Raw genomic sequence first — 25,043 nt, forward strand, 5'->3', positions numbered from 1 at the left:
GGCTCAGGTCTCGGCGGGCGCGGCGGCTCGGCGGGGTTCGTGGTCGCCTCTGGGGGCGGCCACGGCCCGGATCAGGCTGATCGCGGCCTGGGTGCCGTCGATGATGGGGATGGGGCAGGTCGGGGCGAGGCTGCGGGCCATGCCCGCGAGCGGCCCGCCGCCCATGACGATGCTGCGTGCGCCCCGTTGGTGCATATCGGCACAAAGGGCTTCCAGTTCGGAGCGGAAGCGGGTCTGAACCTCGCCTGGGTCGCCGAACTCCTCCCCCGCGACGCAGGAGATGCCAAGCAGCGCGTCCGACAGGCCTGCCTCGTCCACCTTGGCCTGCAGGCCTGGCACGAGGCCCTTGCCGAAGGTCACGATACCGAACGGCCCGCCAAGGGCGCGCGCGGTGGCGAATGCGGCGCTGGCGATGCCGACCACGGGGATGCTTGGGCGCAAGGCGCGCACCGGGTCCGCGCCGGTATTGCCGAAAGAGGCCAGAACGATCCCGTCGCAGGGCCCTTTGAAGCCGCGCACGGTGTCGACCACCGCCTGCCGGGCGAGGGCCGCGTCCTGCTCGGTCACGATCAACTCCGGCCCGTAGGCGGGGCAGAGGGTGGTGAACCGGTCGCCGGGCAGGGCCATGGCATCGGCGGCCTCCCGGATGCGGTTGGTCACCCCGCGGGAGGTGTTGGGATTGATCACCAGAAGCCGCATCACAGGATCACCGACGGCAACCACAGCGACAGGGCCGGGAACAGGTTGATCAGCAACAGGGCCACCAGCATCGCGCCGATGAACATCAGCATCGAGGGAATGATCTTGGCGATGGAAATCTTGGCGATGGCACAGGTGATCAGCACCACCGAGGCCACGGGCGGCGTCTGTTGCCCGATGCCGAGGTTGATCGTCAGGATCAGACCGAAATGCACCCGGTCGATACCCAGCTGGTCCGCGAGCGGAAGGAAGATCGGCACCAGCATCAGGATCGCGGGCGTGCCGTGGATGATGGTGCCCGCCAGCAGGAAGAACACGTTGATCGCCAGCAGGATCACCCAGTAGTTGTCCGACAGGCCCAGGATCCCTTCGGCGATGTCCTGGGGGATGCGCTGGTTGGTGAGGTACCAGCCGAGCAGGGTGGAGGTCGCCACGATGAACATCAGCATGGCCGAGCGTTTACCCGCGATGCGCAGGGTGTCGATCAGGGTGCCGAGCTTCACGGTGCGGTAGATGAAGGCGGCTAGCACGATGGACCAGAAGGCGGCGATGGCCCCGGCCTCGGTCGCGGTGAAGATGCCGCCCAGGATACCTGCGAGCACGAGGATCGGCAGGGTGAGGGGGATGGCCGCGTCCTTGCCGGTCTCGGCCACGCGGCCCCAGGAAAACGCGCCTTCGGTCGGATAGCCGCGCTTGACCGAGATGATATAGGCCGTGCCCATCAGCAGGCCGCAGACGAGGAACCCGGGCACGATCCCGGCGGCGAAAAGCTCGGCAATCGAGGCGTTCGCCACATAGGCATACAGGATCAGGTTCAGCGAGGGCGGCACGATGATCGCCATGGTCGCCGAGGTCGAGGTGACCGCGGCGGCGAAGGCGGCCGGGTAGCCGCGCTTGCGCATCTGGGGGATCATGACCGAGCCGATGGCGGCGGCATCCGACGTGGCGGTGCCGGAGATTTCCGAGAAAAACAGCGAGGTGAGGATGTTCACATGGGCCAGCCCGCCCCGGATATGGCCCACCAGCGAGGAGGCGAAGGCAATAAGCTTCTCTGCGATCTTGCCCTGGTTCATGATCTCGCCCGCGATCATGAACAACAACGCCGCCACCAGTAGGTAGTTGTTGGCCCCGCCGAAGGGAATCAGGCCGATGATCTGCGGCACCACGGCGGGGTCGAGCAGGATCATCACCGCCGCGGTCACGCCGAGCACGAAGGCAATCGGCAGCCCGGCAATCAGCAGCACGACGAGCAGGATCAGGATGATCCATCCAGGGTCCAGGAACATCAGGCGTCACTTTCCGGCAAGAGGTCGAGCGGATCGATCCGCCCGGTCACGATCCCGGCGAGCCGCACCGCGCAGAACAGCGCGATCAACGCACCCCCGAGCGGCATTGCCCCCCGAAACAGCATCATCGGCAGGTCTACGGAGATCAGCGAGCGGGCCCCGAAGCTGGCCGCTGCGATCCCGCCGTACCAGGCGAGCATCGCGCCGAACGCCCCCATCAGGACCAGATTGAGCGCAGTCACCCAACGCTGCATCCCCGGCGGCATCACCCGCAACACTGCGTCGAAGCCGAGGTGTTCATTGGTCCGCGTCAGGTAGGCCGCGCCGATGAAGGTCAGCATGGCCAGCAGGTGGGCGGGCAACTCCTCCCCCCAAGAGACGCTGTCGTTGAGGATGAACCGGGCGAAGACCGCCCAGTTCAGAAGCAGCAGCAAGAGCCCCGCGAGCGTGATTACCATCACGTCCAGAACCGCGCCGAGCCAGCGGTCGGCGGTGTCGATGACGGTATCCAGGCGATCCATTCCGTGGGCTCCTGCGGCGGGTTTATTCGATGCCGAGGGCGGTTTTCGTCGCCGCGATCATATCGGCGCCGATCACGTCCACGAAGGTCGGGCTGTCATAGAGCGGCGCTGCGGCAGACTGGAACGCCGCGAAGTCGATCTCGTTGACCTCCAGCTTCTCCTGCAAGGCCGCGATGGTCTCTGTATCGCTTTTTTCGCCCCACTCGAAGCTCCACGGACCGACCTCCTTGGCGACCGAGATCACGGTCTCGCGCAACTCTGGCGTGAGCGAGTTCAGGAACGGCTCGCCGATCACGAAAAAGGTGGGCAGATAGACGTGGTTGGTCAGGGACATGTAGCCCTGCACCTCGAAGAGCTTTGCAGTCTCGACCACGTTGGCGGGGTTTTCCTGGCCGTCGATGGTGCCCTGGTCGAGGGCGGAGTAGACCTCCCCGAACGAAAGCGGCGTGGCGTTGGCGCCGAGGGTGTTGAACATCTCTACCCGCTGGCGGTTGGTGGGGGTGCGGATTTTCAGACCGTCGAGGTCAGCGGGGGTCACGATGGGGCGCACATTGTTGGTGATCTGTCGGAACCCGTTGTCCCACATGGCCGCCAGCACCATGCCTGTGACGTCGAAGCCGTCGGCCAGCATTTCGCCCGCCGGGCTGTCGATGAAGGTCTGTACGGCGGCGCGGTCCTCGAACAGGTAGGGCAGATCGAAGATCGAGGTGCGGTTGTTCACCTGTGCCACGGCGGAGGCGGAAAGCGAGGCCTGGTGCGTGCCGAAACCGAGGCCCTGCAGGACGTCTTCTTCCTTGCCCAAAGTATTGGACATGAAGATCTGCACGTCGATCTCGCCCGGGGCGGCGGCCTCCAGGCGCTGCTCGTACTCTTGCAGGAAGACATGGGCGAAGGAGCCTTCGGGCAGGGAAGAGTTGATCTGCATGACGGCTTCGGCGGCGGCGGCCGCCGGCATGAGCATCGCGCTGGCCGCAGCGATCAGGGCAAGACGGGAAGTGGTCATGGTGTGGTCCTTTCAATCTCGGTGAGGAGGGACGAATCGATACCTGATTATGAAAACCATTTTTCAAACACTACCACGGAGAAATAAATTTTTCACACCGTTTCTTGCGACGAGACGTGATCTGCCGCGAAATCCGGCGGTTTTTATCGACTGACGTCGGGAAACAGGCAGGGGGAGCCCCGGGTGCCAGGGGGCGGCTCCCTTGGGGGAAGCACGGCTAAAGCTCGTCGAAGCGCCGGTGACTTTCCTCGATCGCGGCCATCCGCGCGCGGCCGGCCGCGCCCGACAATTCGATGATCCGCGCGCCGATCAGGTTGCAGACCGCCATGCTGCTGACATGGTTCATCAACGGCGCGGTGGTCGAGGTCGCCGATGTCAGGTGCCAGTCCGCGCCTGCGAGGTCGGGAGTGGGGCCATCCGCGAGCACCGCAAGGGCCGCGCCGGCCTGTTTCGTCGCCTCCGCGACCGCTTGGGTCAGCTTCGGCTTGCGGCGCAGGGCGACCAGGAAGACCACGTCGCGCGCATCGAGCGAGGCGAAGCTTTCGGCCAGTGTCTCTCCCGCGCGGGGTAGCACGGTGACCAGGGGCAGCACCTGGGAGCATTGCCAGCCGAGATATTGCGCGAAGGATTGCCCGGCGCGGAACCCGACGAACCAGACCCGGGGCGCGGCGATCATCGCTTCGGCAAGGTAGTCGATCACGGTGTCGTCCAACCCGCCATAGGTCAGCTCGAGGTTCTGCTGGGAGGCCATGAGATGACGCGCGACCGCGCCGCCGCTCTGGGGCGTGTCCGCGGACATCCGCAACAGGGCGGTCCCGGCCTGCTGCTCGTCGCGGACCGCGCGGCGCGCCTCGTCGAACGACCCATAGCCGATGCGCCGCACGAAGCGGGACACCGTGGCGTTCGACACATTGGCCAGTTCGGCGATCTCGGTGGCCGTGTAGCCCGCCATCTCGCCGGGAAAGTCGAGCACCAGTTCCGCCAGCTTGCGCTCGCTGGGGTGCAGGTCGGGCAACGCGTCGCTGACGCGCGCGAGGAACGGCTTGGGGGTCGAGACGGTCATGGCACCACGATGCGTGGCTGCGCTGGGCGCGTAAACGGGTTTTTTGCCAGAGCAGGGGGTGGCGCGGCAGCGCAGGGGTGGATCGCTGGACGGTTGGCTCGCCGCGACATCGACATCCAAAACATCGATTTTTCTCGATCTCGGAGCATATATCGTTTTATTGTCAGGCCACACGCAAATTCGGCGGTTCCAAGGAGCGCGCATGACCATTCAAGGTTTCGACACGCGACCCGGCGAGGGGTCGGCGACACAGCGCGCCTATCAAATGTTGCGCCACATGATCGTCACCGGCGTCTTGCGGCCTGGCGAAAAGCTCAAGATCGACGCCTTGCGGCGCAAGTTGGACACCGGGGCGTCGCCGATCCGGGAGGCGCTGAGCCTGCTGACCTCGGACAACCTGGTGGAGCGGATCGACCAGCGTGGGTTTCGCACCGCGGAGATCAGTGCCGAGAACTTCCAGGAGATCCTCAGCCTGCGCTGCACGCTGGAGGAGCTGGCGCTGGGCGAGAGCATCGCGCGGGCCACGGAGGTTTGGGAGGAGGGCGTCGTGCTGGCCCATCACCGGATGCAGCGCGCCAAGCAGGCCGGCAGCGAGATGTTCGAGCAGCGCCACAAAGAGTTCCACATGGCGCTGCTGGCCAATGCGCCGTCGCCTATCTTGCTGAAATTCTGCTCGCAGCTCTATGACCTCAACATCCGTTACAGGTACCTGGCCGGGAATGCGCTGGACTACCGGCGCCGGGATGTGAGCGATGAGCATCATGCGATCCTCGATGCGGCCGTCGCGCGGGATGTGGACCGCGCCCGGGAGGCGTTGATCAGCCACTACAAGATGACCGGCGCCTTTCTCGCAGGGCTTCTGGGCGATGGCGCGCTCAGCTAGGTGGCGACCAGTCTGACGTCGAATTCGACCTTGAGCCAGGAGCGGTCCACCTTGCCCGAGAGATCGAACCCCTCGGCGGGGAAGGTGCCCGCGGGTTGTTCCACGTCCTGTATGATCAGATCCGACCGCACGCCGAAGACCGCGTCCTCGCTGGAATAGAGGCCGGTCGGGGCGGTTTGCCAGTGTCCAACTCGGCCCCTGCGATGGGCGTGCCATCGATACTGCGAACCACGCCTGTCGCCAGCAGGACCGGGCCGGGGTAGTGGCGTTTAAGGTCATGGCCGATGGGGATCCTGGGCGAGCCGCTCACGTGGAAGGGCCCGAGCACCGAGGAGCTGGTCCCGCCCGGCACCGTGTTGATCATGTCCACCAGCGAAGACAGGCCGAGAACGTCCGACAGCAGGACGAACTCATGCCGCTCCCAAGTGGTGAACTCGGTCATGCGTTCGAGAAACTGAATGCCCTGGTCCCATTCAGCGTGGGTCAGGTTCACCTGCCTGGCAAATGCATGTAGGTGGCGGGTCAGGGCGGTCACGACCTCCTTGAGCCGCGGGTCGGTGTCGGGGTCGAAATAGGCCTCGAACGCGTCGGTGAGGGTGTTCTCGGTGACGTTTCTCATCAGGCTCTCCTCAGTTCAGGATGGCAAGGCTCAGGGCCGGGAAGCGGATCAGCAGGATCAGCACCAGCAGCATCACGAAGGCGAAGGGCAGGGCGCCAAGGAACACGTCCTTGAGCGCGATCTGATCATCGTCGAGCGTGGCCTTGATCACGAAACAACTGAGCCCAGCGGCGGGGTCAACAGGCCGATCTCGGCGGCGACCACTGCGACGATGCCGAACCACACAAGGCTCAGCCCCATGGTGTCGATCAGCGGCAGGAAGAGCGGCACGACGATCAGGATGATCGAGGCGGTGTCGAGGATCGTGCCTAGAAACAGCATCAGCACCACCAGGAGGAACATGATCCAGAAGCTTCGAGGTCGTTCTCGGCCAGGATGGTCTGCATTTCGTTCGGCAGGCCTGCGAGGCCGAGCATCCGGGCATACATCGACGCAGCGGTGATCAAAAACAGGATGGCGGCGGTGATATGGCCGGTCTCGATCACCGTTTCCCAGAAGGAGGTGAGGTTGAACCGCCCGCGGGCGGCGGCGATCACGATGCCGAGCAGAGATCCGGCCGCCCCGCCTCGACCGGGGTTGTCCAGCCGGTATAGATCCCGCCCGGCACCACGAGGATCAGCGCCAGGATCGGCAGGGTTTCGCCGCGATTTCCGACCAAGGCATCAGGTCGCTCGTCTCGATCTTGGTGCCGCCGACGAAGGCCGGCGTGAAGCGCCCCATGAACCAGATCGCCACGACATAGGCCGCTGCCAACAGCAGCCCGGGCATGACACAGGCGAGGAACATCTCGACCACCGATTGCTCGGCCACGAAGGAATAGATGATCAGCATCGCCGAGGGCGGGATGATCATGCCCAGCACCGAGGATCCCGCGACCACCCCCACGGCAAAGCGCGGATTGTACTCATGGCGCAGCATTTCGGGCACGGACATCTTCGAGAACACCGAGGCCGAGGCGATGGAGGACCCAGTCACGGCGGCAAAGACCGCGTTGGCCCCCACCGTGGGCATGCCGATCCCCCGGGTGATGCGGCGGAACCCCTAGTTCATGGCCGAGTAGATATCCGCACCAGGCCCGGCCCTGGACACGATCAGCCCCATGAAGGTGAAGAGCGGAATGGTGGCGAAGGTGTATCCCATAGCGCTGTCGCCGATGGCGATCTTCAGCAGCGCAAAGGACAGGTCCATGCTGTCGCGCAAGATCCAGATCGCGATGAAGCTGACGAGGCCCAGGACAATGGGGATATCGACGCCGAGATAGATCAGCGCGATGATCGCGACGATGGAGAAGAGGCCGATCTCGACGGGGCTCATGAGCCGCTTTCCTCATGGGGGACCGCGTCTCCGGTCTGTGTGAAGATGTGCAGCAGGACATGCACCGTGCACAGGCAGGCGCTCGGGAAGATCACGAGCTTGACCGGCCACCACGGGGCAGTGAAGACGCCGGGCGCCGAAGTAGTTCTTGGTTGCCCACATATCGACGAACTCTGGCCAGATCGCGATGGCGACCAGCACCATGAAAAGCGCGCTGATCAGATCGATCACCTGGCTCAGGTGGCTGCCGAGGGCGGGGCGACGCGCCGGCATCAGCATCAGGAACCCGTCCGAGCGGGTCAGGCGTCCGACGCGGATCACGTCCGGCAGTTGCAGAAACACGATGAGAACCATCGAGAATTGCACCACCTCGACCGCGCCGAGGAAGGGTTTGTTGAACAGCCCGCGCGCCACGATGTCGTAGTTGACGACGGCGATCAGCGCTACGACCACGAAGGTGCCAGCGGCATTTGCCGCCATGGCAATGCCGCTGGCAATTCTTGCGAAAAGGGTCATCGGGCCTGACGCCTGATCAGTTGGTCGCTGTGTCGCCGGATCAGTCACGCACCGGGGTGAACCCGGCCTCGACCAGCTTTTTCATGTAGGCGTTGCGCATCTCCGTGCCGGGCTGTGCGGCCACCGCGCACCCCTCGATCCCTTCGAGATAGCGCAGGTTCATGCCCGCGCCGGCGACCTTGGTCCGTTCGAGATCCGACAGCCCCGAGATCGGCGCGCGGGAGAACACCTGGTAGTCTGGCTAGGAAGTTTGGAGCTGTAGAAGATGGTCGTGACGATGCCGATGTCCCCGAGGCCCAGCTTCACGCCTTCGAGCATGCCCTTGGGCTTGACGATGGTGCCACCATAGTTCTCCATCCAGTCCATCTTGTAATTGCCGGTCTTAGCGAGGGGCCGGCCGCGGGTCCGTCTGTGCGGAACCAGTCCTGCACCGAGCCTGGGCGCGGGGTGCACGCGATCAGGGGGATGTGAGCCTGTCCGATGGTGGTGTCCTGTCTTCGCGCGCACCGCCATCAGCCCTCACAGTATCTCGCATATATCGTCAAAGGCGAAACGTGGCAGTTTCTGGAACAGGGCGGCTTCGTCCGCGTAGCCGATGTTGCACAGGAAGTTCGACTTCCAGCCATTCTCGGCAAAGAACTCCTTATCCACGATCTGGTTTGAAAACCCGGACATCGCACCCACGTCCAGACCCATGGCACGGGCCGCGATCATGAAATACGCGCCCTGCAGGGTGGAGTTGCGATACGCGGTGTTGTTGGCGTAGTCTTTGTTCCCGTCGAAGAGCGGCTTGCGGTCTTCGGGCGAGAAGAGAAAGTCGAGCTTCTGCCAATAGAGCGGGTCCCATGCGATGATCGCGGTCACCGGCGCTCTGCGCATCTTGTCGACATTCTTGGGATTGAGCGACTTGGCCAGGTGGTTTTTCTAGGCGTCACTGCGCACGAAAAGGAACCGCGCCGGGCAGGTGTTCATGCTGGTCGGTCCGGCGATGGCGATCTCGAACCGCGTGTGCAGCATCTCGTCGCTGACCGGGCGGTCGGTCCAGGCATAATGCGAGCGCGCATCGCGCAGGAACAGGTCGATGGCATCGTCGTCCAGACGCGGCTTGCGGCGGCGCAGGACGCGCACTGCCTCCTGCGCCTGCGTGCGCAGATCGGTCTGGGATTGCGCCGGGGCGCTCATCACTCCGCCGCCTTTCTTGCCGCCATGGCGGTCTCGTCCACCACCGGGTTGGCGCAGGTCCCGATGCCTTCGATTTCCACCTCGATCACTTCTCCGGGACGCAGCCAGCGGGGGCCGGGCTTCTTGGCATGGCCGACGCCGGGCGGTGTGCCGAGCGCGATCAGGTCTCCGGGCTCCAGCGTGGTGTATTCCGAGATGATCGAGAGGGTCTTGGCCGCGCCCCAGATCATGTTTTCAGTGTTGGAGGATTGCAGGATCTCATTGCCCACACGGCTCTCTATCTTCAGCCCCTTCGCGCCTTCTGGCAACTCGTCCGGGGTCACCACGATGGGGCCGACGGCCCCGGTCGCGTCGAAATTCTTGCCCGGAGTCCATTGGTGAGTCTTGCGCTGGTATTCCCGCACGGAGCCGTCGTTGAAGGTGGTGTATCCAAAGACATGCTCCAGCGCCGCGTCCTCGGGGATGTGGCGGCCGCCCTCGCCGACGATCAGCATCAGTTCGGCTTCGTAATCCAGTGTCTCGGAGCAGGCGGGGCGCACCATGGGGGCGCCGGAGGGCATGATCGAGTTGCGCCCCCGCATGAACAGGGCCGGATAGCCCGGAATCTCGTAGCCACCTTCGCGGATGTGTTCGACATAGTTCAGGCCAAGGCAGATGATGGTGCCGGGATGCGCGATGGGCAGGGCGGGGGTGATGTCGGCCACTTGAGTCTGCGGGCCCTGTCCAACGAGGCCTGCGGCCTTCGTCACAAGCTCGGGATCACGGGTCAGCGCCATCAGGTCGGTGCCGATTTCCGGCATCAGGGCGGTCAGGTTTGTTGCCGCCTCTTCAACGATTGCAAAGACGCCCGGCTGGCCTTGGACATGCCCAACAAGAAACCGCATGGATACCTCTCCCGCTTGCTCGACTCTTCTTTTGACGATAAACGGGCTCTGGGTAAAATAAAATCGATTTTTTGCAGGGCGGGAGAAATCTCGCAGATGCGCGCATGGGCAGACCATAAATCCGAAGCAAAAAGCAGGGGCGCTTTGGCCGAGGAGCTTTACGCGGTGATCTCGAGCCCGGCCGGGGCGCCGGAAGATGTGCGCGCGAACCTTCCCGCGCATCTGGCGTACCAGGCGCACCAGGAAGCCAGCGGAGCGCTCTTTCTTGCGGGACCGGTCTCCGATGAGAGCGGCGAGATGATGGAGGGGATGGGCCTGATCATCTATCGTGTTGTTTCGCTTGACGCGGCGCAGGCAATCGCCGAGGCAGACCCGATGCACAGAAGCGGGGCGCGCAGCTTCGTGTTGCGGCGGTGGCTGGTCAACGAGGGGGCCCTGACCTTGAGGGAGCCTGGCAGCGCAAGGCGTGCGCTTCGGCTGACATCGGGTTGGTACTGGGCGGGCGAGCGCGGGCTCAGGACGCCGTGGCCGTGTGCCGCTCCGTGCCGGTGATATAGCGGCGCAGGGCCGCCTCGCAGCCTTTGTCCCAGATCAGCACGAGCCAGGCGCAGAACGCGTCCGCGAAGGGTTCCGATTGCTTGAGATCACCGTAGAGCCCGGTTTGCCCGAGCCAGAGCGCCGGATCGGTCCGCGCCGCGCGAGCCACGGGGGCAAGCCTGTCCCAGAGCGGGTCGTTCGGCGCGATCTCGGTCCCGTCCTCGCGCACCCCGGCGCACATCCGCGCCCAGAGCGCCTCGACCAGCGCCAGACCCTCGACAGAGCGTCCGGCCGCAAGCTGGTCCCGTACGATCGGCAGGACAAAGCCGGGATGCCGGGCTGAGCCATCGAAGGCCACGCGCCGGGTCGTGTCGACGATCCGCGGGTTGGCAAAGCGGGTTTCGATCAGGTTGACATAGGAAGCAGGCGTCTTGCCGGGGACCGGGGCGACCGTCGGCGCGATCTCTTCCCGCTGCACCTTGCCGAAGAAGGCTGCGATGCCGGGATGGGCCATGCAGCCGGAAATCGTCTCGATCCCGAGATTCTCGCCCGCATTCGCCAACACCTGGTGGCCCGCGTTCAGAATGCGGATCTTCATTGTCTCGTAGGCATGCACATCGTCGGAGAAGGTCGCCCCGACCGCGTCCCAGTTGGGGCGGCCCGCGCAGAACTCATCCTCGATCACCCATTGGCGGAAGGCTTCGTGGGTGACGACAGCCACGTCCCGGATGCCGAACTGAGCAGCAAGGGCCAGCTCCTTGGGGCCGGTGGCCGGCGCGATGCAATCGACCATGGAATTGGGGAAACTGGCATGGGTGTCGATCCAGTCGGCCAGTGCCGGATCGGTCAGGCGCGCAAGAGAGACCACGGTCTGGCGCAGGATATCGCCATTGCCCTGCAGGTTGTCGCAGCTCAGGCAGGTGAAGGGACCGTGGCCCGCGGCCCGTCGCGCCCGGAGGGCAGCGACGATGGCGCCGAAGGCTGTGCGCGGCCGGTCCGGCTGCGCCGCATCATGGACGAGATCCGGGTGCGAGGCATCGAACCCCTTGGTTACCGGGTCGATGTAATAGCCGCTCTCGGTGACGGTCATGGCGACGATCCGGATCGCCGGGTCCGCCATCTGGGCGATGAGCGGGCCGTTGCCGTCCACGATGGGCAGGTAGTCGATCATCGAGCCGACCACCTCGGCCGAGACGTTGTCGGGGGCAAGTTCGATCAGGGTGGTCAGGCAATCCTGCGCCAGGAGCTTGTCGCGCATGGCCGCGTCATAGGGGCGCACCCCTGCGCCGATGATCGCCCAGTCGAGCGCTTGGCCCGCCTGCATCAGGCGATGCAGGTACCAGGCCTGGTGGGCCCGGTGGAAATTGCCGACGCCGATATGCACGATCCCGGGCGTCAGACGGCTCCGGTCGTATCGGGGGCGTTCGATGGCCAGTTGCCCCAGGGTCGCGTTCGAGAGGGAGATCAGCTGATCCATTGTCCACCATCCACGTTGCAGGTTTGCGCGACGATAGCATCGGCCTCCTCCGAGGTCGGGGACACCGCCATGCCGGTCAGGTCTTCTGCGGGGCCCGTGTATCCATAGGGAACAGTGGCGCCGATTTTCATGGTCTTCTGGCCCGGGGCGTCTTGCGCATGTTCGGTGCGAAAAGCACCGATGCCGCCCCGGTATTCGTTACCTATTGCGCCGGGCGAGCGCGCCCTGAGGGTGACTTTGTGCCCGATCCGGTCGAGCGTCGCTGCCGGGTTGGCGTCATGCCTCTCCCCGAAGCGTTTTCCGCGTCGCCCCACACCGCTGATCCTATCAGCGGTCTTTTCAGCGCCACCATTGGCGATGAACTGCCAGGCCGCGGTGCCTGGTAGGCAAGGTGTGCGGTCGACCGTGATGTCGAGAACCCGCGGGTCATCGGGTCGCCCGATCCCCCGGGCGGCCTCCGTGATCGGGGCTGAGTTCACAGCCGGATGCATCAGGAAACCCGCAGGCCCTGGGCGTCGAACTTGTGCAGCTTGTCCAGCTGCGGCGTCAGGAAGATCTTGTCGCCATGCTTGACCGGCAACTCGCCATCCACGCGCACGGTCATCGGGTCGCAATCCGGCACGCCGTGGATGTGCAGGAAGGTGTCGGAGCCGAGATGCTCGGCCACCCCGACACGACCTTCCCACAGCCCCTCGGTGGTGCTGACGTCCGTATGCTCGGGGCGGATGCCGATGGTGGCGACCCCGTGCTTTGCGGCCTCGGCCCCCTTGATGAGGTTCATCTTGGGCGAGCCGATGAAGCCGGCGACGAACTCGTTGCGGGGGCTGTGGTACAGCTCCAGCGGCGAGCCCACCTGCTCGATATGACCGGCGCGCAGAACCACGATCTTGTCGGCCATGGTCATGGCTTCGACCTGGTCGTGGGTGACGTAGATCATCGTTGTCTCCAGCCGCTTGTGCAACTCGGAGATTTCCAGCCGCATCCCCACCCGCAGAGCCGCGTCGAGGTTCGACAGAGGCTCATCGAAGAGGAACGCCGCTGGTTCGCGGACAATGGCGCGACCGATGGCCACCCGCTGGCGCTGGCCGCCGGACAACTGGCCCGGACGGCGGTCGAGATAGTCTGTGAGATTCAGCGCCTTGGCGGCGGCGTCGATCCGGCGCTGTTGCTCGGCCTCGTCGATGCCCGCCATCTTCATCGGGAAGGCGATGTTCTTGCGCACCGACATATGCGGATAGAGCGCGTAGGATTGGAACACCATCGCCAGGCCGCGCTTGGCCGGGGGCACATTGGTCGCATCCTTGCCGTCGATCTCGATATGGCCCGAGGTGATGTCCTCCAGCCCCGCGATCAGGCGAAGAAGGGTGGACTTGCCGCAGCCCGAGGGGCCGACGAACACTGCGAACTCGCCATCCTCGATGGTCAGATCCAGAGGCGGAATGACCTCCACGTCGCCGAAGCTTTTCGTCACCTGGTTGAGCTTGATTTGTCCCATGGGTCTAGGTCCTTATTTCACAGCGCCGAAGGTGAGGCCGCTGACGAGTTGCTTCTGGCTGAACCAGCCGAGGATGAGGATCGGTGCGATGGCCATGGTCGAGGCTGCACTGAGTTTCGCAAAGAACAGGCCTTCGGGGCTGGAATAGCTGGCGATGAAGGCCGTCAGGGGGGCTGCATTGGCCGCCGTCAGGTTCAGGGTCCAGAACGCCTCGTTCCAGGCCAGGATGAAGTTCAGCAGCAGGGTCGAGGCGATGCCCGGGATCGCCATGGGCGTGAGCACGTAGAGGATCTCTTCCTTCAGGGACGCGCCGTCCATGCGGGCGGCCTCCAGGATCTCGCCGGGGATTTCCTTGAAATAGGTGTAGAGCATCCAGACGATGATCGGCAGGTTCATCAGCATCAGGATGACCACGAGGGCGACACGGCTGTCGAGAATGCCAAGCTCGATGCAGATCAGGTAGATCGGGTAGAGCACACCCACCGCCGGCAGCATCTTGGTCGACAGCATCCACAGCAGGATGTCCTTGGTGCGCCGCGAGGGCACAAAGGCCATGGACCAGGCCGCGGGAACCGCGATCATGATGCCGAGGATGGTCGAGCCCCCGGCGATGATGATCGAGTTCCACAGGAACTTGGCGTAGTTCGACCGTTCCAGGACCGCGGTATAGTTCTCCAGTGTCCAGTCGAACGCCAGGAACACGGGCGGGTCTGCAATCGCCGTGGCCTCGGTCTTGAAGCTGGTCAGGATGGTCCAGAGGATCGGGAAGAAGATTAGCAGTCCGATGCCCCAGGCCAGGGTGGTATTGATGAGCTTGCGTTGTTGGGTAACTGCGCGGGCCATGATGTCCTCCTCACGCGTCCAGGTTCTTGCCGACGATGCGCATCAGGAAGATGGCAACGATATTGGCGAGAATGATTGCGTACACCCCTCCGGCAGAGCCGAGGCCGACATTCTGGCTTTCGAGCACGCGTTGGAAGATCAGGTAAGTGAGCGTCCGTGTGCCGAAGGCGCCGCCCGTGGTCACGAAGATCTCGGCGAAGATCGCCAGCAGAAAGATCGTCTGGATGAGCAGCACGATGGTGATGGCGCGGCTCAGGTGGGGCAGGGTGATGAAGGCGAAGCGTTTCACCGGCGGGGCCCCGTCCATCTCGGCGGCTTCCAGCTGCTCGCTGTCGAGCGACTGGATCGCCGTCAGCAGGATGAGCGTCGCGAAGGGCAGCCATTGCCAGGACACGATCATGATGATCGAGGTCATCGAGGCCTCCGACAGCCACGAAACCGGCTCGGCCCCGAAGAAGCGCCACAGATGCGCCAACAGCCCGTTGGTCGGATCCATGAACATGTTCTTCCAGACCAGTGCGGATACGGTGGGCATCACGAAGAAGGGCGCGATCACCAGGATCCGGACAACGCCCTGACCCCACATCGGCTGGTTGAGAAGGATCGCGAGCAAGACGCCCAGGGTAATCGTGATCGCCAGCACGCCACCGACGATGATCAAGGTGGCTGTAACCGAGGGCCAGAAGGCACTCGAAGAAACGAAACGAATGTAGTTGTCAAATCCCACCCAACCCAGGTCGCCACCCCGCAGGGGCAGATACTGCTTGAACGAGAACAGCAGGGTCATTGTCAGGGGGACAAGCATCCAGCCGAGGAGCAGGATGACCGCCGGAGCCATCATCAGGCGCGCCGCTGATCGGGAATGTTTGGTTGCCATCAGGCATACCTCCTCTGTTGATCGCCGACAGGCTATCTGGAACGGGAGCTGCGATTTTCGGGAATGAAAGTCCCGGGGCGCGGGCCAACCGCGCGCCCCGGGGGGAGGAGTGCTTAGCGGTAGCCGGCGGCTTCCATGGCGTCGTTGGTCAGGGCCTGGGCTTTCTCAAGCGCCTCTTCGACGGTCTGCTGACCGGCATAGACGGCGGAGAATTCCTGGCTGACTTCGGTGGCGATGCCCGCAAATTCGGGGATAGCGACGAACTGGATGCCAACATAGGGCACCGGGTCCACGGTCGGGTCGGTCGGATCGGCAGCCAGGATCGAATCCAGGGTCATCTTGGCGAACGGAATGTCCTTGTAGTTCTCGTTCTCATAGAGCGAGGTCCGCGCACCCGGAGGCACGTTGGCCCAACCTTCGTTCGCGGCCACCAACTCGATATAATCGGTCGAGGTGGCCCACTCGATGAATTCCTTGGCGGCATCGGCCTTCTGCGTGCCGGCGGGGATCGCCAGGGCCCAGGCCCAGAGCCAGTTCGCGCGCTTCTCGATGCCCTCGCTGTTCGGGGCGAGGGCGAAGCCCACCTGGTCGGCCACGGTCGAGTCGTTGGGGTTGGTCACGAAGGACGCCGCCACCGTGGCGTCGATCCACATGCCGCACTTGCCCTGCTGGAACAGGTTCAGGTTCTCGTTGAAGCCGTTGGTGGCGTAGCCGTTCGGCCCGGACTCGTTCATCATGCCGACGAAGAATTCCAGCGCCTCTTTCCACTCGGGTTGGTCGAATTGGGCGTTCCAGTCCTCGTCGAACCAGCGCGCGCCAAAGGAGTTCGCGGTGACGGTGATGAACGCGCCGCCTTCGCCCCAGCCGGCCTTGCCGCGCAGGCAGATGCCGTTGATGTCGTTCTCGCGGTCGGTCATGGCGGCGGCCGCTTCGCGGATGAACTGCCAGGTCGGCGCATCGGGCATTTCCAGCCCGGCCTTCTCCATCAGGTCCTTGCGGTACATGATCATGGAGCTTTCGCCGTAGAACGGCGCAGCATAGAGCGTGCCGTCATGGCTCAGACCGGCGCGCATCGCGGGCAGAATATCGTCGGCGTTGTAGTCCGCGGACAGATCGTCCAGCGGCACGAGCCAGCCATTGGCGCCCCAGATCGGAGTTTCGTACATGCCGATGGTCATGATGTCGAAGGAGCCGCCCTTGGCAGCAATATCCGTCGTGACGCGCTGGCGCAGGACGTTCTCTTCGAGGGTCACCCACTCGACCGTGTGGCCGGTCTTGTCGGTAAAATCCTGGGTCAGACCCTGCATCCGGATCATGTCGCCATTGTTGACGGTTGCGATTACCAGGTTTTCGCTTGCCATAGCGCCCGAGCTTACAAGGGTCAGGGCGGTGGCCGCGTAAAGTGCGTTCTTCAAGGACATCCGGAAAGTTCCTCCTCGTTGGATGATGTCATTGACCTTAACCAATGAGGTGACGCGAAGTCAAACTAGAATTTGCGCGCGTAAAATTTATAGGTAGCTCATTTTTTCAACGCTTTATGCGGAATCTCGCATAATCAGGCGACCTTCGAACAAGGTTTCTTCGCGCGCGGGGAGGTGGCCAGCATCCTCGAGGATGCGGAACAATGTCCGCACGGCTCGAATCGCAATGGCCTCGTAATCCTGTGCGATCGTGGTCAGGGGTGGGCATGTGAAGCGCGAGAACGGGTGGTCGTCATGTCCGGCGATCCGGATCTTGCAGTCGGGGCCGTGGCCCACGGGCAGGTGCAGTCGATATGCCGCTGACAGCATCCCGATGGCCAGCCGGTCGTTGCTGCACAGGATCGTGTTGGTCTCGAACGCCCCCTCTGCAAGCAGGCGCCCGCCTTCGGTGCTGCCGATCTCCTCGAAATTCCAGCCGCCGCCCTCGGCTTGGTGCACGTGGGGCGTTTCCCCGTGCCGTTCCATGCTCTCGATATAGGCGTGCCGATGCACGAAGGCGTTCGGATGGGTGGGGTGCTTCATTTCGAAAAAACAGGGTGGCTCACCGCTGCGACACAAGTATTCCACCATAAGGTCAATGCTTTGAATATGGTTCGTGCCGACGAAGGCCTGCCCGGTCTCGGGCATGTTGGCGTCGAACAGGACCAGCGGAAAATCCTCGCTGAAGGCCCGCACGGCCTCCCGGTCCGACAGTCTCCGGCCAAAGGGGGCCAGCAAGACGCCGGCGGGTTTCAGTGATCGGAGGGACTTTAGGTTGTCGCGCTCCCGGTCCGGGCTGCCGTGGGAGCTGAGCAGGATCGGGCTGTAGCCTGCCTCAATGCAGGCTAATTCGACGCGCCGCGCGATCTCCGAGAAGAACGGGTCGGCCAGGTTCGGCACAAGAACGCCGATATTCTTGGTCTTGCGCCGGTTCTGGTTCATGGCGAAGACGTTCGGCTCGTAGGCGTGCTTGGCTAGCGCGGCTTCGATCTTCTTGCGGGAGGTGGCCCGGACGCTGTCGGGGTCGTTGAAGTATTTCGACACGGTTGGGCGGGAGATGCCGCTGATTGCCGCAAATTCTTCCATATTGCGAATTTTCGGCTGAGCCATCTTAACACCTGAATTTTCAAAAAATGCCGCGCGACAAGTTTTAAGATAGGTGCCCCACCGTCTCTACGTCAAGGTCGATCTTGCGTGGCGATCACGGGCGCGTCCGGCGCTGGGGGTTAGAGCTCCTCGGTCCCGGGCGGGTTTGCGCAACAAAGGGCGGCAACAAGCCGACCGCGCTGCCGTTCGATACTTCGCTATTTGACATACGCGCCAGCTTATGCGGCTTGCGTCAGCACAAGGCGATAAGGAAGCGCTCAAGAAGCAGCTTGCCGATGTTGAGCGCCAGATCGAGAACCTTCTGGATCGGCTTGTCGAAACCGAAAAAGCCTCGGTTGTCGCGGCCTGCGAAGCGCGCATCGATAGGCTGGAGCGTGAGAAGCTGGTGCTTTCCGAGAGACTGGAGAAAACAGCCCCACCGAAGGGACGGCTGGAGTAATGAATTGAACTCGCCCTGAATTTCCTATCAAGACATTGGAATATATACAAAAATGGAGATCACGCCATGCGTCAGCTAGTGCTTAGACTGGCGTTTTCGAGGCCGCTTCGGTACTTCCAAAATGGGATGTATAGAACACCAAAATTTTCTTTTCCTTTTCATATACTTAGGGCAAAATTCTGGCTCAAAAATCGAGATGGTGCTGCTGGAGAGAATTGAACTCTCGACCTCTCCCTTACCAAGGGAGTGCTCTACCTCTGAGCTACAGCAGCACGGGTCGTGGATATGTCACGATGGGCGGCTGATTACGCGCAATCTTAGCGCGGCGCAAGCGCAATCTGGACGGTTTTTTCGTACTGGTCTAAGACACCGATATGGGGCGAGAAGATCCGAAGGAACCGGTGGATAAGTCTGTGTCGGCGCGTGCTGCGCGCGACGCGCGCTTGAAGGCTGCGCTCAAGGCCAATATGCAACGACGCAAGGCTCAGGCCCGTGCGCGGCAGGCTTCGACGAACGAGGACGCGGCGCCGGACGATGGCTCGGAACAGGCGTAAGGACAGGCGGATATGGACCAGATCGTGATCCGGGGGGGCGTGCCCCTCCATGGGGCCATTCCCATTGCTGGGGCCAAGAATGCCTGTCTGACGTTGATGCCGGCCACCTTGCTGAGCGATGAGCCTCTGACCCTGACCAATGCGCCGCGTCTGAGCGACATCGCCACGATGACCGCATTGCTGCGCTCGCTCGGGGCCGAGGTCAGCACGCTGCAGGACGGTAAGGTCCTGGCGCTATCCAGCCACAGGATCGACAACCATACCGCCGAGTATGATATCGTTCGCAAGATGCGGGCCTCGATCCTGGTGCTGGGGCCGATGCTGGCGCGGGATGGTCATGCGGTTGTTTCGCTTCCGGGGGGCTGCGCCATCGGCGCGCGTCCCGTTGACCTGCACCTCAAGGGATTGGAAGCGCTGGGCGCGGATCTGACGCTGACGGACGGCTATGTTCACGCCAAGGCGCCCGGGGGCCTGAAGGGCGCTGTGTTCGAGTTTCCGTTCGTGTCCGTCGGCGCCACGGAAAACATCCTGATGGCCGCCACGCTCGCCAAGGGCACCACTGTGTTGAAAAACGCTGCGCGCGAGCCTGAGATAGTCGATCTGGCCCGGTGTCTGCGCAAGATGGGGGCGCAGATCGAGGGCGAGGGCACATCCCGGATCACGGTTCAGGGAGTGGACCGGCTGCACGGCGCGACCCATCCAGTGGTGACCGACCGGATCGAGTTGGGGACCTACATGCTGGCCCCGGCCATCACTGGCGGAGAGGTCGAGTTGATCGGTGGACGGCTCGACCTGGTCGCAGCCTTTGCAGAGCGCCTCGCGGCGGCTGGCGTCGATGTGTCCGAAACCGCCCATGGCCTGACTGTCAAGCGCGCCAATGGCCGGGTCGGGGCAGTGGACGTGGTCACAGAACCCTTCCCCGGCTTCCCTACGGATTTGCAGGCGCAGATGATGGCGCTCCTGTGCACCGCGGACGGGGTTTCCGTGCTCGAAGAGCGGATTTTCGAGAACCGCTTCATGCATGCGCCCGAACTGATCCGCATGGGTGCGCGGATCGACGTCCATGGCGGGACCGCCACGGTCACCGGGGTGCCACAACTCAAGGGCGCGCCGGTGATGGCCACGGACCTGCGCGCGAGCGTGTCGCTTATCCTCGCGGCCCTCGCCGCCGAGGGCGAAACCGTCGTCAGTCGTGTCTATCACCTTGACCGCGGGTACGAGCGGGTCGAAGAGAAGCTCAGCGCTTGTGGCGCGCAGATCGAGCGGGTGAAGGAAACATGACCGAGGATGCGCGTTTCGAAGAGGGCGGCGAGCGCCCGTTGCGACTGCGGGCCGAAGATGCCGACGATTTGCAGGTCATCTCCGCCTTGACCCAGGATGCGGTGTTTCCGGCCTCCGAGATCGCCTGGCGCGCGTCGGAACGGCGTTTGGCCCTGCTCATCAATCGCTTCCGCTGGGAGGACAAGCCCCGGGCGGAGCGTCGTGGCCGTCCGGTCGAGCGGGTGCAGTCCATGCTGGTCATCGACGATGTGCTGAAGGTCCGCAGCGCCGGTGTGCAGCGCGGAGATGCGGATACCATCCTTTCGATCCTGTCGTTGAACTTCGCCGCCGGGGAGGATGGCAGCGGCACGGTCGAGCTGATCCTTGCCGGCGATGGCGCCATCGCGGCGCAGGTTGAATGCCTGAACGTCACGTTGCAGGACGTGACCCGTCCCTATCTCGCACCCTCGCGCAAGGCCCCATCCCACGATTGAGCCTTGCCTTGAGGCTCTGTGCCGCGCCGGGTAATAGATCGGCCAAGAAGGAGACACTCGATGCCCCTGTTCCTGTCCAGCGCCGAGGCCGGCTTCGAGGCCGCGTTCGCACAGCTTCTGACCATGAAGCGCGAGGATGCGGTGGATGTGGACGACACGGTCGCGGGAATCATCGCCGATGTCCGCGCCCGGGGCGATGCGGCGGTGATCGAGCTGACGTCCCGGTTCGACCGTCTGACGTTGACACCGCAGACCCTCGCGTTCAGCGCCGAAGAGATCGCGGCGGAAATCGCGAAAGTATCCGAGGAAGACCGCGCAGCGCTTGAACTGGCCGCGGAAAGGATCCGCGCCTACCACGCGCGCCAGATGCCGCAGGATGCCCGCTGGACCGAGCCCACGGGGGCTGAACTCGGCTGGCGCTGGACCCCGGTTTCGGCAGCAGGGCTTTATGTGCCCGGTGGGCTGGCAAGCTACCCCTCCAGCGTGCTGATGAACGCGATCCCGGCCCAGGTGGCAGGGGTTGAGCGGCTGGTGATCTGTGCGCCGACCCCGGACGGGGTGGTCAACCCGCTTGTCCTGCTGGCGGCCAGCTTGTCGGGTGTCGACACCGTATACCGGGTCGGCGGGGCGCAGGCGATCGCCGCGCTGGCCTATGGCACCGAGACCATCGCGCCGGTCGACAAGATCACCGGGCCCGGCAATGCCTTCGTGGCGGCGGCCAAGCGGCGCGTGTTCGGGCGGGTGGGGATCGACATGATCGCGGGTCCGTCCGAGATCCTCGTGATCGCTGATCGCGATAACGACCCTGACTGGATCGCGGTGGACCTGCTCAGCCAGGCCGAGCATGACGAAAGCGCCCAGTCTATCCTGATCACCGACGATGCCGCCTTCGGACAGGCCGTGGCTGCGGCGGTCGAGGCGCGGCTCGAAACGCTGGAGCGGCGCGCCATTGCGGGGCCGAGCTGGCGGGATTTCGGCGCGGTGATCACCGTGCGCGACCTGGCCGAGGCGGCGGAGTTGTCCAACCGTATCGCACCCGAGCACCTGGAGCTGTGCGTCGCGGACCCTGACGGGCTCGCCGAACACATCACCCATGCCGGGGCGATCTTTCTCGGGGCGTGGACGCCCGAGGCCATCGGTGACTATATCGGTGGACCCAATCACGTTCTGCCAACCGCGCGCTCGGCGCGCTTCTCCTCGGGCCTGTCGGTGATGGATTTCGTCAAACGCACGACACTTGCCAAAATGACCCCCGCCGCCCTCGCCGAGATCGGCCCGGCGGCCGAACGCCTTGCGATTTCCGAAAGCCTCGAGGCCCATGGCCTGAGCGTGCGCGCCCGGCTCGACCGGCTCAACAGGGGGGAGGCCGCGGAATGAGCCATCTCATCGACATCTCGATAGACGACAGTGCCCTGCCGCCACCGACGCCCGAGATCGAGCAGGAGCGCAAGGTCGCGATCTTCGACCTCCTGGAGGACAATTCCTTCAAACTTCCCGCGCGCGAAGACCGCGACGTGCCGCCCGGTCCCTTCAGCCTGACCCTTGCGATCCGCGAGCGGCGCCTGGTCTTCGATGTTACCGGACCCGAAGGCGCACAGGTCGCGGAGTTCCACCTCTCCCTTGGGCCATTCCGCCAAGTGGTGAAGGATTATTGGCAGATCTGCGAAAGCTATTTCGACGCCGTCAAGAAGCTCCCTCCCAGCCAGATCGAAGCGATCGACATGGCCCGGCGCGGTATCCACAACGAGGGCGCCCGCATCCTGCTGGAGCGTCTCGATGGCAAGGCGGAGGTGGATATCGACACGTCCCGACGGCTGTTCACCCTGATCTGCGTGCTGCATTTCGGGGCTTGAGGCGTGGCCTTCCCCTCCTCGGTGCTGTTCTGCTGCGATCACAACGCGATCCGCTCGCCCATGGCCGAGGGCATGATGAAGAAATACTACGGCCAGCGCGCCTATGTGCAATCGGCCGGAGTGAAGAACGATCTCGACATCGACGGCTTTGCCGTCACCGTCTGCAGCGAGATCGGCGTGACGCTGGACGCCCATCGCACCCGATCCTTCGAGGACATGCAGAATTGGGGCGACGATCTCTCGTCCTTCGATCTGATCGTGGCCCTCTCGCCGGCCAGCCAGCGTCAGGCCCTCGAACTGACCCGGCTCTTTCACCTGACGGTCGAATACTGGCCGATCATGGATCCCGTCGGCATTGCCGAGGGCCGGGAGGCCAAGCTGCGCGCTTATCGGCAGACCCGCGACCAGATCCGGGAGCGGATGCTGGACCGGTTCGGGCCGGCCCAAGTCGAACCGTGACACCAAACACCGTGCCAGTTGCGGACACGGACAGTGCGGCGGTTGTTACAAATCCCGTGCTGCCGCAAACTTCGCCTTGAAATACGCCGCAAACACGCGCATATCGTGCCTCGCCCGCCATTGCGCGGTCAACCACAACTGGAGACACCATGGCCAAGGAAGAACTGCTCGAATTTCCCGGCGTCGTGAAGGAACTCCTGCCCAACGCGACATTCCGGGTCGAGCTTGAAAACGGCCATGAAATCATTGCGCATACGGCAGGCAAGATGCGCAAGAACCGCATCCGCGTCCTCGCAGGCGACAAGGTTCAGGTCGAAATGACCCCCTACGATCTGACCAAGGGTCGGATCAACTACCGCTTCAAGTAACGGTGCCCCCCGGGCCCCGCTTTATCCTCGGTTCCGGATCGCCCCGCCGACAGGAGTTGCTGGCGCAGATCGGGTATGTGCCCGATGCGATCCGTGCTGCGGATATCGACGAGACACCGCACCCCGGGGAGCGGCCCTTGGCCTATGTGCGCCGCATGGCCGTTGAGAAATCCGCGGCCCTCGAACTGGCTGAGAACGAGGTGCTGCTGACCGCCGACACGACGGTGTGTGTCGGTCTGCGTATTCTTGGCAAACCCGAAGATGCCGAAGAGGCGCGCGCCTTTTTGCGCCTGATGTCCGGGCGGCGTCACCGGGTCATCACCGCCATCGCGGTGCGCACGTCCACACGGACCTTGGCGCGCGATGTCAGCACCACCTTGCGCATGCTCCCGCTGACGGACGCGGATATCGACGCCTATCTCGCCAGTGGGGAGTGGCGCGGCAAGGCCGGGGGCTACGGCATCCAGGGCATTGCGGGCGCGTTCATTCCCTGGATCAGCGGATCGTACACCGCGGTCGTGGGCCTGCCACTTGCCGAAACCGCCGCTTCTCTGCGCAGTGCGGGTGTCACGAGGCAAGCTGGATGAAGGGCAATGTGATCGTTCTGGACCATCTGGGTGCGCGGCGTGCGGCGGCGCGGCTGACCGATGGGCGACTAGAAGACCTCGCCATCGATCCGGCCGAGGACGCGCCGCCGCTGCCCGGCGCCATCTTCCGTGCCGTGATCGACCGCCCCGTGAAGGGGCAGGGCGGCGCCTTCGTCAAGCTGGATGGGGCCATGGGCTTTCTGCGGGGCGGAAGCGCACGCCGTCCGGGGGATCGCCTGCTGGTCCAGGTCTCCGGTGTGGCGGAGCCGGGCAAGGCGGTTCCCGTCACTGACCGCGTACTCTACAAAAGCCGCTATGTGATCGTGACACCGAATGCGCCGGGCGTGAACGTGGCCCGGTCGATCCGGGAAGAGGAGCGCCGCGCCAGTCTGCGCCTGCTGGCCGAGGATGTGCTGGACGGGGCAGATACCGGGCTGATCTTGCGCTCGGCTGCGGCGCAAGCGGATGAAGACACCCTCAGGGAAGACATTTCGGAGACCCTCGCATTGGCTATGGCCGTTCAAGCGGATGCGGAAGGGGAGGGATCCGCGCTACTTCTGGATGCGCCGGACGCACATCATCTGGCCTGGCGAGACTGGTCGGACCCGGTGCCCGACGAGATCGTGACCGATCCGGGCGGGTTCGAACGGCATGGGGTCCTCGATGCGCTCCACGCGCTGGTGGACCCCCAGGTCAGCCTGTCCGGAGGGGCGTCGGTGTTCATCGAGCCTACCCGTGCCCTGGTTGCGGTAGACGTGAACACCGGGCGCGACGTCTCGCCGGCGGCAGGGCTGAAGGCCAATCTTGCAGCAGCGCGCGCATTGCCGCGACAGTTGCGTCTGCGCGGGCTTGGCGGGCAGATCGTGGTGGACTTTGCCCCGATGCCCAAGAAGGACCGCAAGCAGCTGGAACAGTCTCTCAGGGCGGCGTTCCGCGCCGACCCGGTAGAGACCAGCCTTGTCGGCTGGACCCCGTTGGGCCATTACGAGTTGCAACGCAAGCGCGACCGCGCGTCCCTGCGCCGGAGCGATCTTCCTTGACCTGTCCGATCTGCCGAAAACCGACGCTGCACGCCTATCGCCCGTTCTGTTCGAAACGATGTTCCGACGTGGACCTGGGGCGCTGGCTGACCGGTGGATATGCTATCCCCTCGGAGCGCGAAGAAGACGACGAAGAGGCTGAAGATGCGGCCCGAGAGGCCGGGTCGTCAGCCGCCCAAGACACTGATCCCACGCACCATTGAACGCGCACATTTTTTGCTAC

38 protein-coding genes and 1 tRNA gene are annotated in these 25,043 nt (G+C 64.0%); 13 read left to right on the plus strand and 26 right to left on the minus strand.

Annotated features, from left to right (window positions below):
• Window positions 1–3 precede the first annotated feature (3 nt).
• The 5 genes from DSHI_RS04880 to DSHI_RS04900 all read right to left on the minus strand — a co-directional run bounded on the left by DSHI_RS04880 (window position 4) and on the right by DSHI_RS04900 (window position 4,572).
• Window positions 4–699, minus strand: a complete 696-nt coding sequence (locus tag DSHI_RS04880) for an aspartate/glutamate racemase family protein (RefSeq protein ID WP_012177632.1) — start codon at window positions 697–699, stop codon at window positions 4–6.
• Window positions 699–1,985 carry a TRAP transporter large permease gene (locus tag DSHI_RS04885; protein ID WP_012177633.1) on the minus strand — a complete coding sequence of 429 codons (1,287 nt, stop codon included), beginning with the start codon at window positions 1,983–1,985 and terminating at the stop codon, window positions 699–701. Before DSHI_RS04885 ends, DSHI_RS04880 begins: the two co-directional genes overlap by 1 nt.
• Entirely contained in the window at window positions 1,985–2,506 is a 522-nt protein-coding gene (locus tag DSHI_RS04890) for a TRAP transporter small permease (RefSeq protein ID WP_012177634.1), read from the minus strand. The genes DSHI_RS04885 and DSHI_RS04890 overlap by 1 nt, the downstream gene beginning before the upstream one ends.
• 22 nt (window positions 2,507–2,528) lie before the next feature.
• Window positions 2,529–3,509 (minus strand): TRAP transporter substrate-binding protein, encoded by a 981-nt coding sequence (locus DSHI_RS04895; RefSeq protein WP_012177635.1) that lies wholly within the window; start codon window positions 3,507–3,509, stop codon window positions 2,529–2,531.
• 217 nt (window positions 3,510–3,726) lie between these two features.
• A complete protein-coding gene (locus DSHI_RS04900) occupies window positions 3,727–4,572 on the minus strand; it encodes a MurR/RpiR family transcriptional regulator (protein WP_012177636.1) in 846 nt (281 codons plus the stop codon).
• Between the two features lie 202 nt (window positions 4,573–4,774).
• On the opposite strand from DSHI_RS04900, the gene DSHI_RS04905 reads away from it, so the two are divergent.
• Window positions 4,775–5,455 (plus strand): GntR family transcriptional regulator, encoded by a 681-nt coding sequence (locus tag DSHI_RS04905; RefSeq protein WP_012177637.1) that lies wholly within the window; start codon window positions 4,775–4,777, stop codon window positions 5,453–5,455.
• On the opposite strand, the gene DSHI_RS22955 is transcribed toward DSHI_RS04905, so the two are convergent.
• The 13 genes from DSHI_RS22955 to DSHI_RS04935 all read right to left on the minus strand — a co-directional run bounded on the left by DSHI_RS22955 (window position 5,452) and on the right by DSHI_RS04935 (window position 9,970).
• Complete coding sequence (locus tag DSHI_RS22955; protein WP_280985196.1) at window positions 5,452–5,586, minus strand: hypothetical protein; 135 nt, start codon at window positions 5,584–5,586, stop codon at window positions 5,452–5,454. The two genes, DSHI_RS04905 and DSHI_RS22955, sit on opposite strands and share 4 nt — an antisense overlap.
• Window positions 5,571–6,074, minus strand: a complete 504-nt coding sequence (locus DSHI_RS04910) for a dioxygenase (protein WP_012177638.1) — start codon at window positions 6,072–6,074, stop codon at window positions 5,571–5,573. Before DSHI_RS04910 ends, DSHI_RS22955 begins: the two co-directional genes overlap by 16 nt.
• A 10-nt stretch (window positions 6,075–6,084) precedes the next feature.
• On the minus strand, window positions 6,085–6,225 hold the full coding sequence (locus tag DSHI_RS22710) for a hypothetical protein (RefSeq protein ID WP_245533049.1): 141 nt from the start codon (window positions 6,223–6,225) through the stop codon (window positions 6,085–6,087).
• The gene (locus DSHI_RS22715) at window positions 6,222–6,416 is read right to left on the minus strand and encodes a TRAP transporter large permease subunit (protein WP_245533050.1); all 195 of its coding nucleotides are present in this window, start codon (window positions 6,414–6,416) and stop codon (window positions 6,222–6,224) included. Before DSHI_RS22715 ends, DSHI_RS22710 begins: the two co-directional genes overlap by 4 nt.
• A complete protein-coding gene (locus DSHI_RS22720) occupies window positions 6,395–6,610 on the minus strand; it encodes a hypothetical protein (protein WP_245533051.1) in 216 nt (71 codons plus the stop codon). Before DSHI_RS22720 ends, DSHI_RS22715 begins: the two co-directional genes overlap by 22 nt.
• A complete protein-coding gene (locus DSHI_RS22960) occupies window positions 6,607–6,732 on the minus strand; it encodes a hypothetical protein (RefSeq protein ID WP_280985201.1) in 126 nt (41 codons plus the stop codon). Before DSHI_RS22960 ends, DSHI_RS22720 begins: the two co-directional genes overlap by 4 nt.
• On the minus strand, window positions 6,690–7,085 hold the full coding sequence (locus tag DSHI_RS22725; protein ID WP_245533052.1) for a TRAP transporter large permease subunit: 396 nt from the start codon (window positions 7,083–7,085) through the stop codon (window positions 6,690–6,692). Before DSHI_RS22725 ends, DSHI_RS22960 begins: the two co-directional genes overlap by 43 nt.
• 30 nt (window positions 7,086–7,115) lie before the next feature.
• Entirely contained in the window at window positions 7,116–7,388 is a 273-nt protein-coding gene (locus DSHI_RS22730) for a hypothetical protein (RefSeq protein WP_245533053.1), read from the minus strand.
• A gap of 12 nt (window positions 7,389–7,400) precedes the next feature.
• Window positions 7,401–7,904, minus strand: a complete 504-nt coding sequence (locus DSHI_RS04920) for a TRAP transporter small permease subunit (RefSeq protein ID WP_083768355.1) — start codon at window positions 7,902–7,904, stop codon at window positions 7,401–7,403.
• A gap of 40 nt (window positions 7,905–7,944) precedes the next feature.
• Window positions 7,945–8,133 carry a hypothetical protein gene (locus DSHI_RS22660; RefSeq protein ID WP_044027639.1) on the minus strand — a complete coding sequence of 63 codons (189 nt, stop codon included), beginning with the start codon at window positions 8,131–8,133 and terminating at the stop codon, window positions 7,945–7,947.
• Window positions 8,134–8,423: 290 nt separating this feature from the next.
• On the minus strand, window positions 8,424–8,819 hold the full coding sequence (locus DSHI_RS22735) for a malonic semialdehyde reductase (RefSeq protein WP_274580649.1): 396 nt from the start codon (window positions 8,817–8,819) through the stop codon (window positions 8,424–8,426).
• Between the two features lie 9 nt (window positions 8,820–8,828).
• Window positions 8,829–9,086: a nitroreductase family protein gene (locus DSHI_RS22740; RefSeq protein ID WP_245533055.1), complete on the minus strand. Its 258-nt coding sequence runs from the start codon at window positions 9,084–9,086 to the stop codon at window positions 8,829–8,831.
• Complete coding sequence (locus DSHI_RS04935) at window positions 9,086–9,970, minus strand: fumarylacetoacetate hydrolase family protein (protein WP_012177641.1); 885 nt, start codon at window positions 9,968–9,970, stop codon at window positions 9,086–9,088. The genes DSHI_RS22740 and DSHI_RS04935 overlap by 1 nt, the downstream gene beginning before the upstream one ends.
• Here DSHI_RS04935 and DSHI_RS04940 point away from each other — a divergent pair.
• Complete coding sequence (locus DSHI_RS04940) at window positions 9,950–10,522, plus strand: YciI family protein (RefSeq protein WP_245533056.1); 573 nt, start codon at window positions 9,950–9,952, stop codon at window positions 10,520–10,522. The two genes, DSHI_RS04935 and DSHI_RS04940, sit on opposite strands and share 21 nt — an antisense overlap.
• Here DSHI_RS04940 and DSHI_RS04945 read toward each other — a convergent pair.
• The 7 genes from DSHI_RS04945 to DSHI_RS04975 form a co-directional block, all read right to left on the minus strand.
• On the minus strand, window positions 10,485–11,984 hold the full coding sequence (locus DSHI_RS04945) for a mannitol dehydrogenase family protein (RefSeq protein ID WP_012177643.1): 1,500 nt from the start codon (window positions 11,982–11,984) through the stop codon (window positions 10,485–10,487). The genes DSHI_RS04940 and DSHI_RS04945 overlap by 38 nt on opposite strands.
• A complete protein-coding gene (locus DSHI_RS21295) occupies window positions 11,972–12,475 on the minus strand; it encodes a hypothetical protein (protein WP_050757816.1) in 504 nt (167 codons plus the stop codon). Before DSHI_RS21295 ends, DSHI_RS04945 begins: the two co-directional genes overlap by 13 nt.
• On the minus strand, window positions 12,475–13,479 hold the full coding sequence (locus DSHI_RS04955) for an ABC transporter ATP-binding protein (protein WP_012177645.1): 1,005 nt from the start codon (window positions 13,477–13,479) through the stop codon (window positions 12,475–12,477). Before DSHI_RS04955 ends, DSHI_RS21295 begins: the two co-directional genes overlap by 1 nt.
• 12 nt (window positions 13,480–13,491) lie before the next feature.
• A complete protein-coding gene (locus DSHI_RS04960; RefSeq protein WP_012177646.1) occupies window positions 13,492–14,322 on the minus strand; it encodes a carbohydrate ABC transporter permease in 831 nt (276 codons plus the stop codon).
• Window positions 14,323–14,332: 10 nt separating this feature from the next.
• Window positions 14,333–15,199: a carbohydrate ABC transporter permease gene (locus DSHI_RS04965; RefSeq protein ID WP_012177647.1), complete on the minus strand. Its 867-nt coding sequence runs from the start codon at window positions 15,197–15,199 to the stop codon at window positions 14,333–14,335.
• A gap of 113 nt (window positions 15,200–15,312) precedes the next feature.
• Complete coding sequence (locus DSHI_RS04970; RefSeq protein WP_012177648.1) at window positions 15,313–16,620, minus strand: ABC transporter substrate-binding protein; 1,308 nt, start codon at window positions 16,618–16,620, stop codon at window positions 15,313–15,315.
• 114 nt (window positions 16,621–16,734) lie between these two features.
• Complete coding sequence (locus DSHI_RS04975; RefSeq protein ID WP_012177649.1) at window positions 16,735–17,769, minus strand: LacI family DNA-binding transcriptional regulator; 1,035 nt, start codon at window positions 17,767–17,769, stop codon at window positions 16,735–16,737.
• A gap of 217 nt (window positions 17,770–17,986) precedes the next feature.
• Between DSHI_RS04975 and DSHI_RS04980 the strand changes: the two genes are divergently transcribed.
• Window positions 17,987–18,205, plus strand: coding sequence for a hypothetical protein (locus DSHI_RS04980; protein WP_012177650.1), 219 nt, complete (start codon window positions 17,987–17,989; stop codon window positions 18,203–18,205).
• Between the two features lie 197 nt (window positions 18,206–18,402).
• Here DSHI_RS04980 and DSHI_RS04985 read toward each other — a convergent pair.
• Window positions 18,403–18,477 (minus strand) — tRNA-Thr (locus DSHI_RS04985).
• Between the two features lie 102 nt (window positions 18,478–18,579).
• Between DSHI_RS04985 and DSHI_RS04990 the strand changes: the two genes are divergently transcribed.
• The 10 genes from DSHI_RS04990 (at window position 18,580) to DSHI_RS21655 (ending at window position 25,023) form a co-directional block, all read left to right on the plus strand.
• Window positions 18,580–18,759, plus strand: coding sequence for a hypothetical protein (locus DSHI_RS04990; protein WP_044027640.1), 180 nt, complete (start codon window positions 18,580–18,582; stop codon window positions 18,757–18,759).
• A gap of 12 nt (window positions 18,760–18,771) precedes the next feature.
• Window positions 18,772–20,040 (plus strand): UDP-N-acetylglucosamine 1-carboxyvinyltransferase, encoded by a 1,269-nt coding sequence (gene murA / locus DSHI_RS04995; protein ID WP_012177651.1) that lies wholly within the window; start codon window positions 18,772–18,774, stop codon window positions 20,038–20,040.
• Complete coding sequence (locus DSHI_RS05000) at window positions 20,037–20,513, plus strand: DUF2948 family protein (RefSeq protein ID WP_012177652.1); 477 nt, start codon at window positions 20,037–20,039, stop codon at window positions 20,511–20,513. The genes murA and DSHI_RS05000 overlap by 4 nt, the downstream gene beginning before the upstream one ends.
• A gap of 60 nt (window positions 20,514–20,573) precedes the next feature.
• Window positions 20,574–21,890, plus strand: coding sequence for a histidinol dehydrogenase (hisD, locus tag DSHI_RS05005; protein ID WP_012177653.1), 1,317 nt, complete (start codon window positions 20,574–20,576; stop codon window positions 21,888–21,890).
• Window positions 21,887–22,366, plus strand: coding sequence for a UPF0262 family protein (locus DSHI_RS05010; RefSeq protein ID WP_012177654.1), 480 nt, complete (start codon window positions 21,887–21,889; stop codon window positions 22,364–22,366). Before hisD ends, DSHI_RS05010 begins: the two co-directional genes overlap by 4 nt.
• Window positions 22,367–22,369: 3 nt before the next feature.
• Window positions 22,370–22,825 carry an arsenate-mycothiol transferase ArsC gene (locus DSHI_RS05015; RefSeq protein ID WP_012177655.1) on the plus strand — a complete coding sequence of 152 codons (456 nt, stop codon included), beginning with the start codon at window positions 22,370–22,372 and terminating at the stop codon, window positions 22,823–22,825.
• Window positions 22,826–22,974: 149 nt separating this feature from the next.
• On the plus strand, window positions 22,975–23,193 hold the full coding sequence (infA, locus tag DSHI_RS05020; RefSeq protein WP_007205486.1) for a translation initiation factor IF-1: 219 nt from the start codon (window positions 22,975–22,977) through the stop codon (window positions 23,191–23,193).
• A 2-nt stretch (window positions 23,194–23,195) separates the two neighbouring features.
• Window positions 23,196–23,780, plus strand: coding sequence for a Maf family protein (locus DSHI_RS05025; RefSeq protein ID WP_012177656.1), 585 nt, complete (start codon window positions 23,196–23,198; stop codon window positions 23,778–23,780).
• Window positions 23,777–24,820, plus strand: a complete 1,044-nt coding sequence (locus DSHI_RS05030) for a ribonuclease E/G (protein ID WP_012177657.1) — start codon at window positions 23,777–23,779, stop codon at window positions 24,818–24,820. Before DSHI_RS05025 ends, DSHI_RS05030 begins: the two co-directional genes overlap by 4 nt.
• On the plus strand, window positions 24,817–25,023 hold the full coding sequence (locus DSHI_RS21655) for a DNA gyrase inhibitor YacG (protein ID WP_083768356.1): 207 nt from the start codon (window positions 24,817–24,819) through the stop codon (window positions 25,021–25,023). Before DSHI_RS05030 ends, DSHI_RS21655 begins: the two co-directional genes overlap by 4 nt.
• Window positions 25,024–25,043 lie beyond the last annotated feature (20 nt).

It is taken from the genome of Dinoroseobacter shibae DFL 12 = DSM 16493 (assembly GCF_000018145.1).
In the GTDB taxonomy this organism is placed as follows: domain Bacteria; phylum Pseudomonadota; class Alphaproteobacteria; order Rhodobacterales; family Rhodobacteraceae; genus Dinoroseobacter; species Dinoroseobacter shibae.

Coding starts and splice junctions, on each gene's coding strand:
- DSHI_RS04880 (WP_012177632.1), bottom strand. CDS start 699: ATGCGGCTTCTGGTGATCAATCCCAACACCTCCCGCGGGGTGACCAAC.
- DSHI_RS04885 (WP_012177633.1), bottom strand. CDS start 1,985: ATGTTCCTGGACCCTGGATGGATCATCCTGATCCTGCTCGTCGTGCTG.
- DSHI_RS04890 (WP_012177634.1), bottom strand. CDS start 2,506: ATGGATCGCCTGGATACCGTCATCGACACCGCCGACCGCTGGCTCGGC.
- DSHI_RS04895 (WP_012177635.1), bottom strand. CDS start 3,509: ATGACCACTTCCCGTCTTGCCCTGATCGCTGCGGCCAGCGCGATGCTC.
- DSHI_RS04900 (WP_012177636.1), bottom strand. CDS start 4,572: ATGACCGTCTCGACCCCCAAGCCGTTCCTCGCGCGCGTCAGCGACGCG.
- DSHI_RS04905 (WP_012177637.1), top strand. CDS start 4,775: ATGACCATTCAAGGTTTCGACACGCGACCCGGCGAGGGGTCGGCGACA.
- DSHI_RS04910 (WP_012177638.1), bottom strand. CDS start 6,074: ATGAGAAACGTCACCGAGAACACCCTCACCGACGCGTTCGAGGCCTAT.
- DSHI_RS22715 (WP_245533050.1), bottom strand. CDS start 6,416: ATGTTCCTCCTGGTGGTGCTGATGCTGTTTCTAGGCACGATCCTCGAC.
- DSHI_RS22725 (WP_245533052.1), bottom strand. CDS start 7,085: ATGCCCACGGTGGGGGCCAACGCGGTCTTTGCCGCCGTGACTGGGTCC.
- DSHI_RS22730 (WP_245533053.1), bottom strand. CDS start 7,388: ATGAGCCCCGTCGAGATCGGCCTCTTCTCCATCGTCGCGATCATCGCG.
- DSHI_RS04920 (WP_083768355.1), bottom strand. CDS start 7,904: ATGACCCTTTTCGCAAGAATTGCCAGCGGCATTGCCATGGCGGCAAAT.
- DSHI_RS22740 (WP_245533055.1), bottom strand. CDS start 9,086: ATGAGCGCCCCGGCGCAATCCCAGACCGATCTGCGCACGCAGGCGCAG.
- DSHI_RS04940 (WP_245533056.1), top strand. CDS start 9,950: ATGCCCAACAAGAAACCGCATGGATACCTCTCCCGCTTGCTCGACTCT.
- DSHI_RS04935 (WP_012177641.1), bottom strand. CDS start 9,970: ATGCGGTTTCTTGTTGGGCATGTCCAAGGCCAGCCGGGCGTCTTTGCA.
- DSHI_RS04945 (WP_012177643.1), bottom strand. CDS start 11,984: ATGGATCAGCTGATCTCCCTCTCGAACGCGACCCTGGGGCAACTGGCC.
- DSHI_RS21295 (WP_050757816.1), bottom strand. CDS start 12,475: ATGCATCCGGCTGTGAACTCAGCCCCGATCACGGAGGCCGCCCGGGGG.
- DSHI_RS04955 (WP_012177645.1), bottom strand. CDS start 13,479: ATGGGACAAATCAAGCTCAACCAGGTGACGAAAAGCTTCGGCGACGTG.
- DSHI_RS04960 (WP_012177646.1), bottom strand. CDS start 14,322: ATGGCCCGCGCAGTTACCCAACAACGCAAGCTCATCAATACCACCCTG.
- DSHI_RS04965 (WP_012177647.1), bottom strand. CDS start 15,199: ATGGCAACCAAACATTCCCGATCAGCGGCGCGCCTGATGATGGCTCCG.
- DSHI_RS04970 (WP_012177648.1), bottom strand. CDS start 16,620: ATGTCCTTGAAGAACGCACTTTACGCGGCCACCGCCCTGACCCTTGTA.
- DSHI_RS04975 (WP_012177649.1), bottom strand. CDS start 17,769: ATGGCTCAGCCGAAAATTCGCAATATGGAAGAATTTGCGGCAATCAGC.
- DSHI_RS04980 (WP_012177650.1), top strand. CDS start 17,987: ATGCGGCTTGCGTCAGCACAAGGCGATAAGGAAGCGCTCAAGAAGCAG.
- DSHI_RS04990 (WP_044027640.1), top strand. CDS start 18,580: ATGGGGCGAGAAGATCCGAAGGAACCGGTGGATAAGTCTGTGTCGGCG.
- murA (WP_012177651.1), top strand. CDS start 18,772: ATGGACCAGATCGTGATCCGGGGGGGCGTGCCCCTCCATGGGGCCATT.
- DSHI_RS05000 (WP_012177652.1), top strand. CDS start 20,037: ATGACCGAGGATGCGCGTTTCGAAGAGGGCGGCGAGCGCCCGTTGCGA.
- hisD (WP_012177653.1), top strand. CDS start 20,574: ATGCCCCTGTTCCTGTCCAGCGCCGAGGCCGGCTTCGAGGCCGCGTTC.
- DSHI_RS05010 (WP_012177654.1), top strand. CDS start 21,887: ATGAGCCATCTCATCGACATCTCGATAGACGACAGTGCCCTGCCGCCA.
- infA (WP_007205486.1), top strand. CDS start 22,975: ATGGCCAAGGAAGAACTGCTCGAATTTCCCGGCGTCGTGAAGGAACTC.
- DSHI_RS05030 (WP_012177657.1), top strand. CDS start 23,777: ATGAAGGGCAATGTGATCGTTCTGGACCATCTGGGTGCGCGGCGTGCG.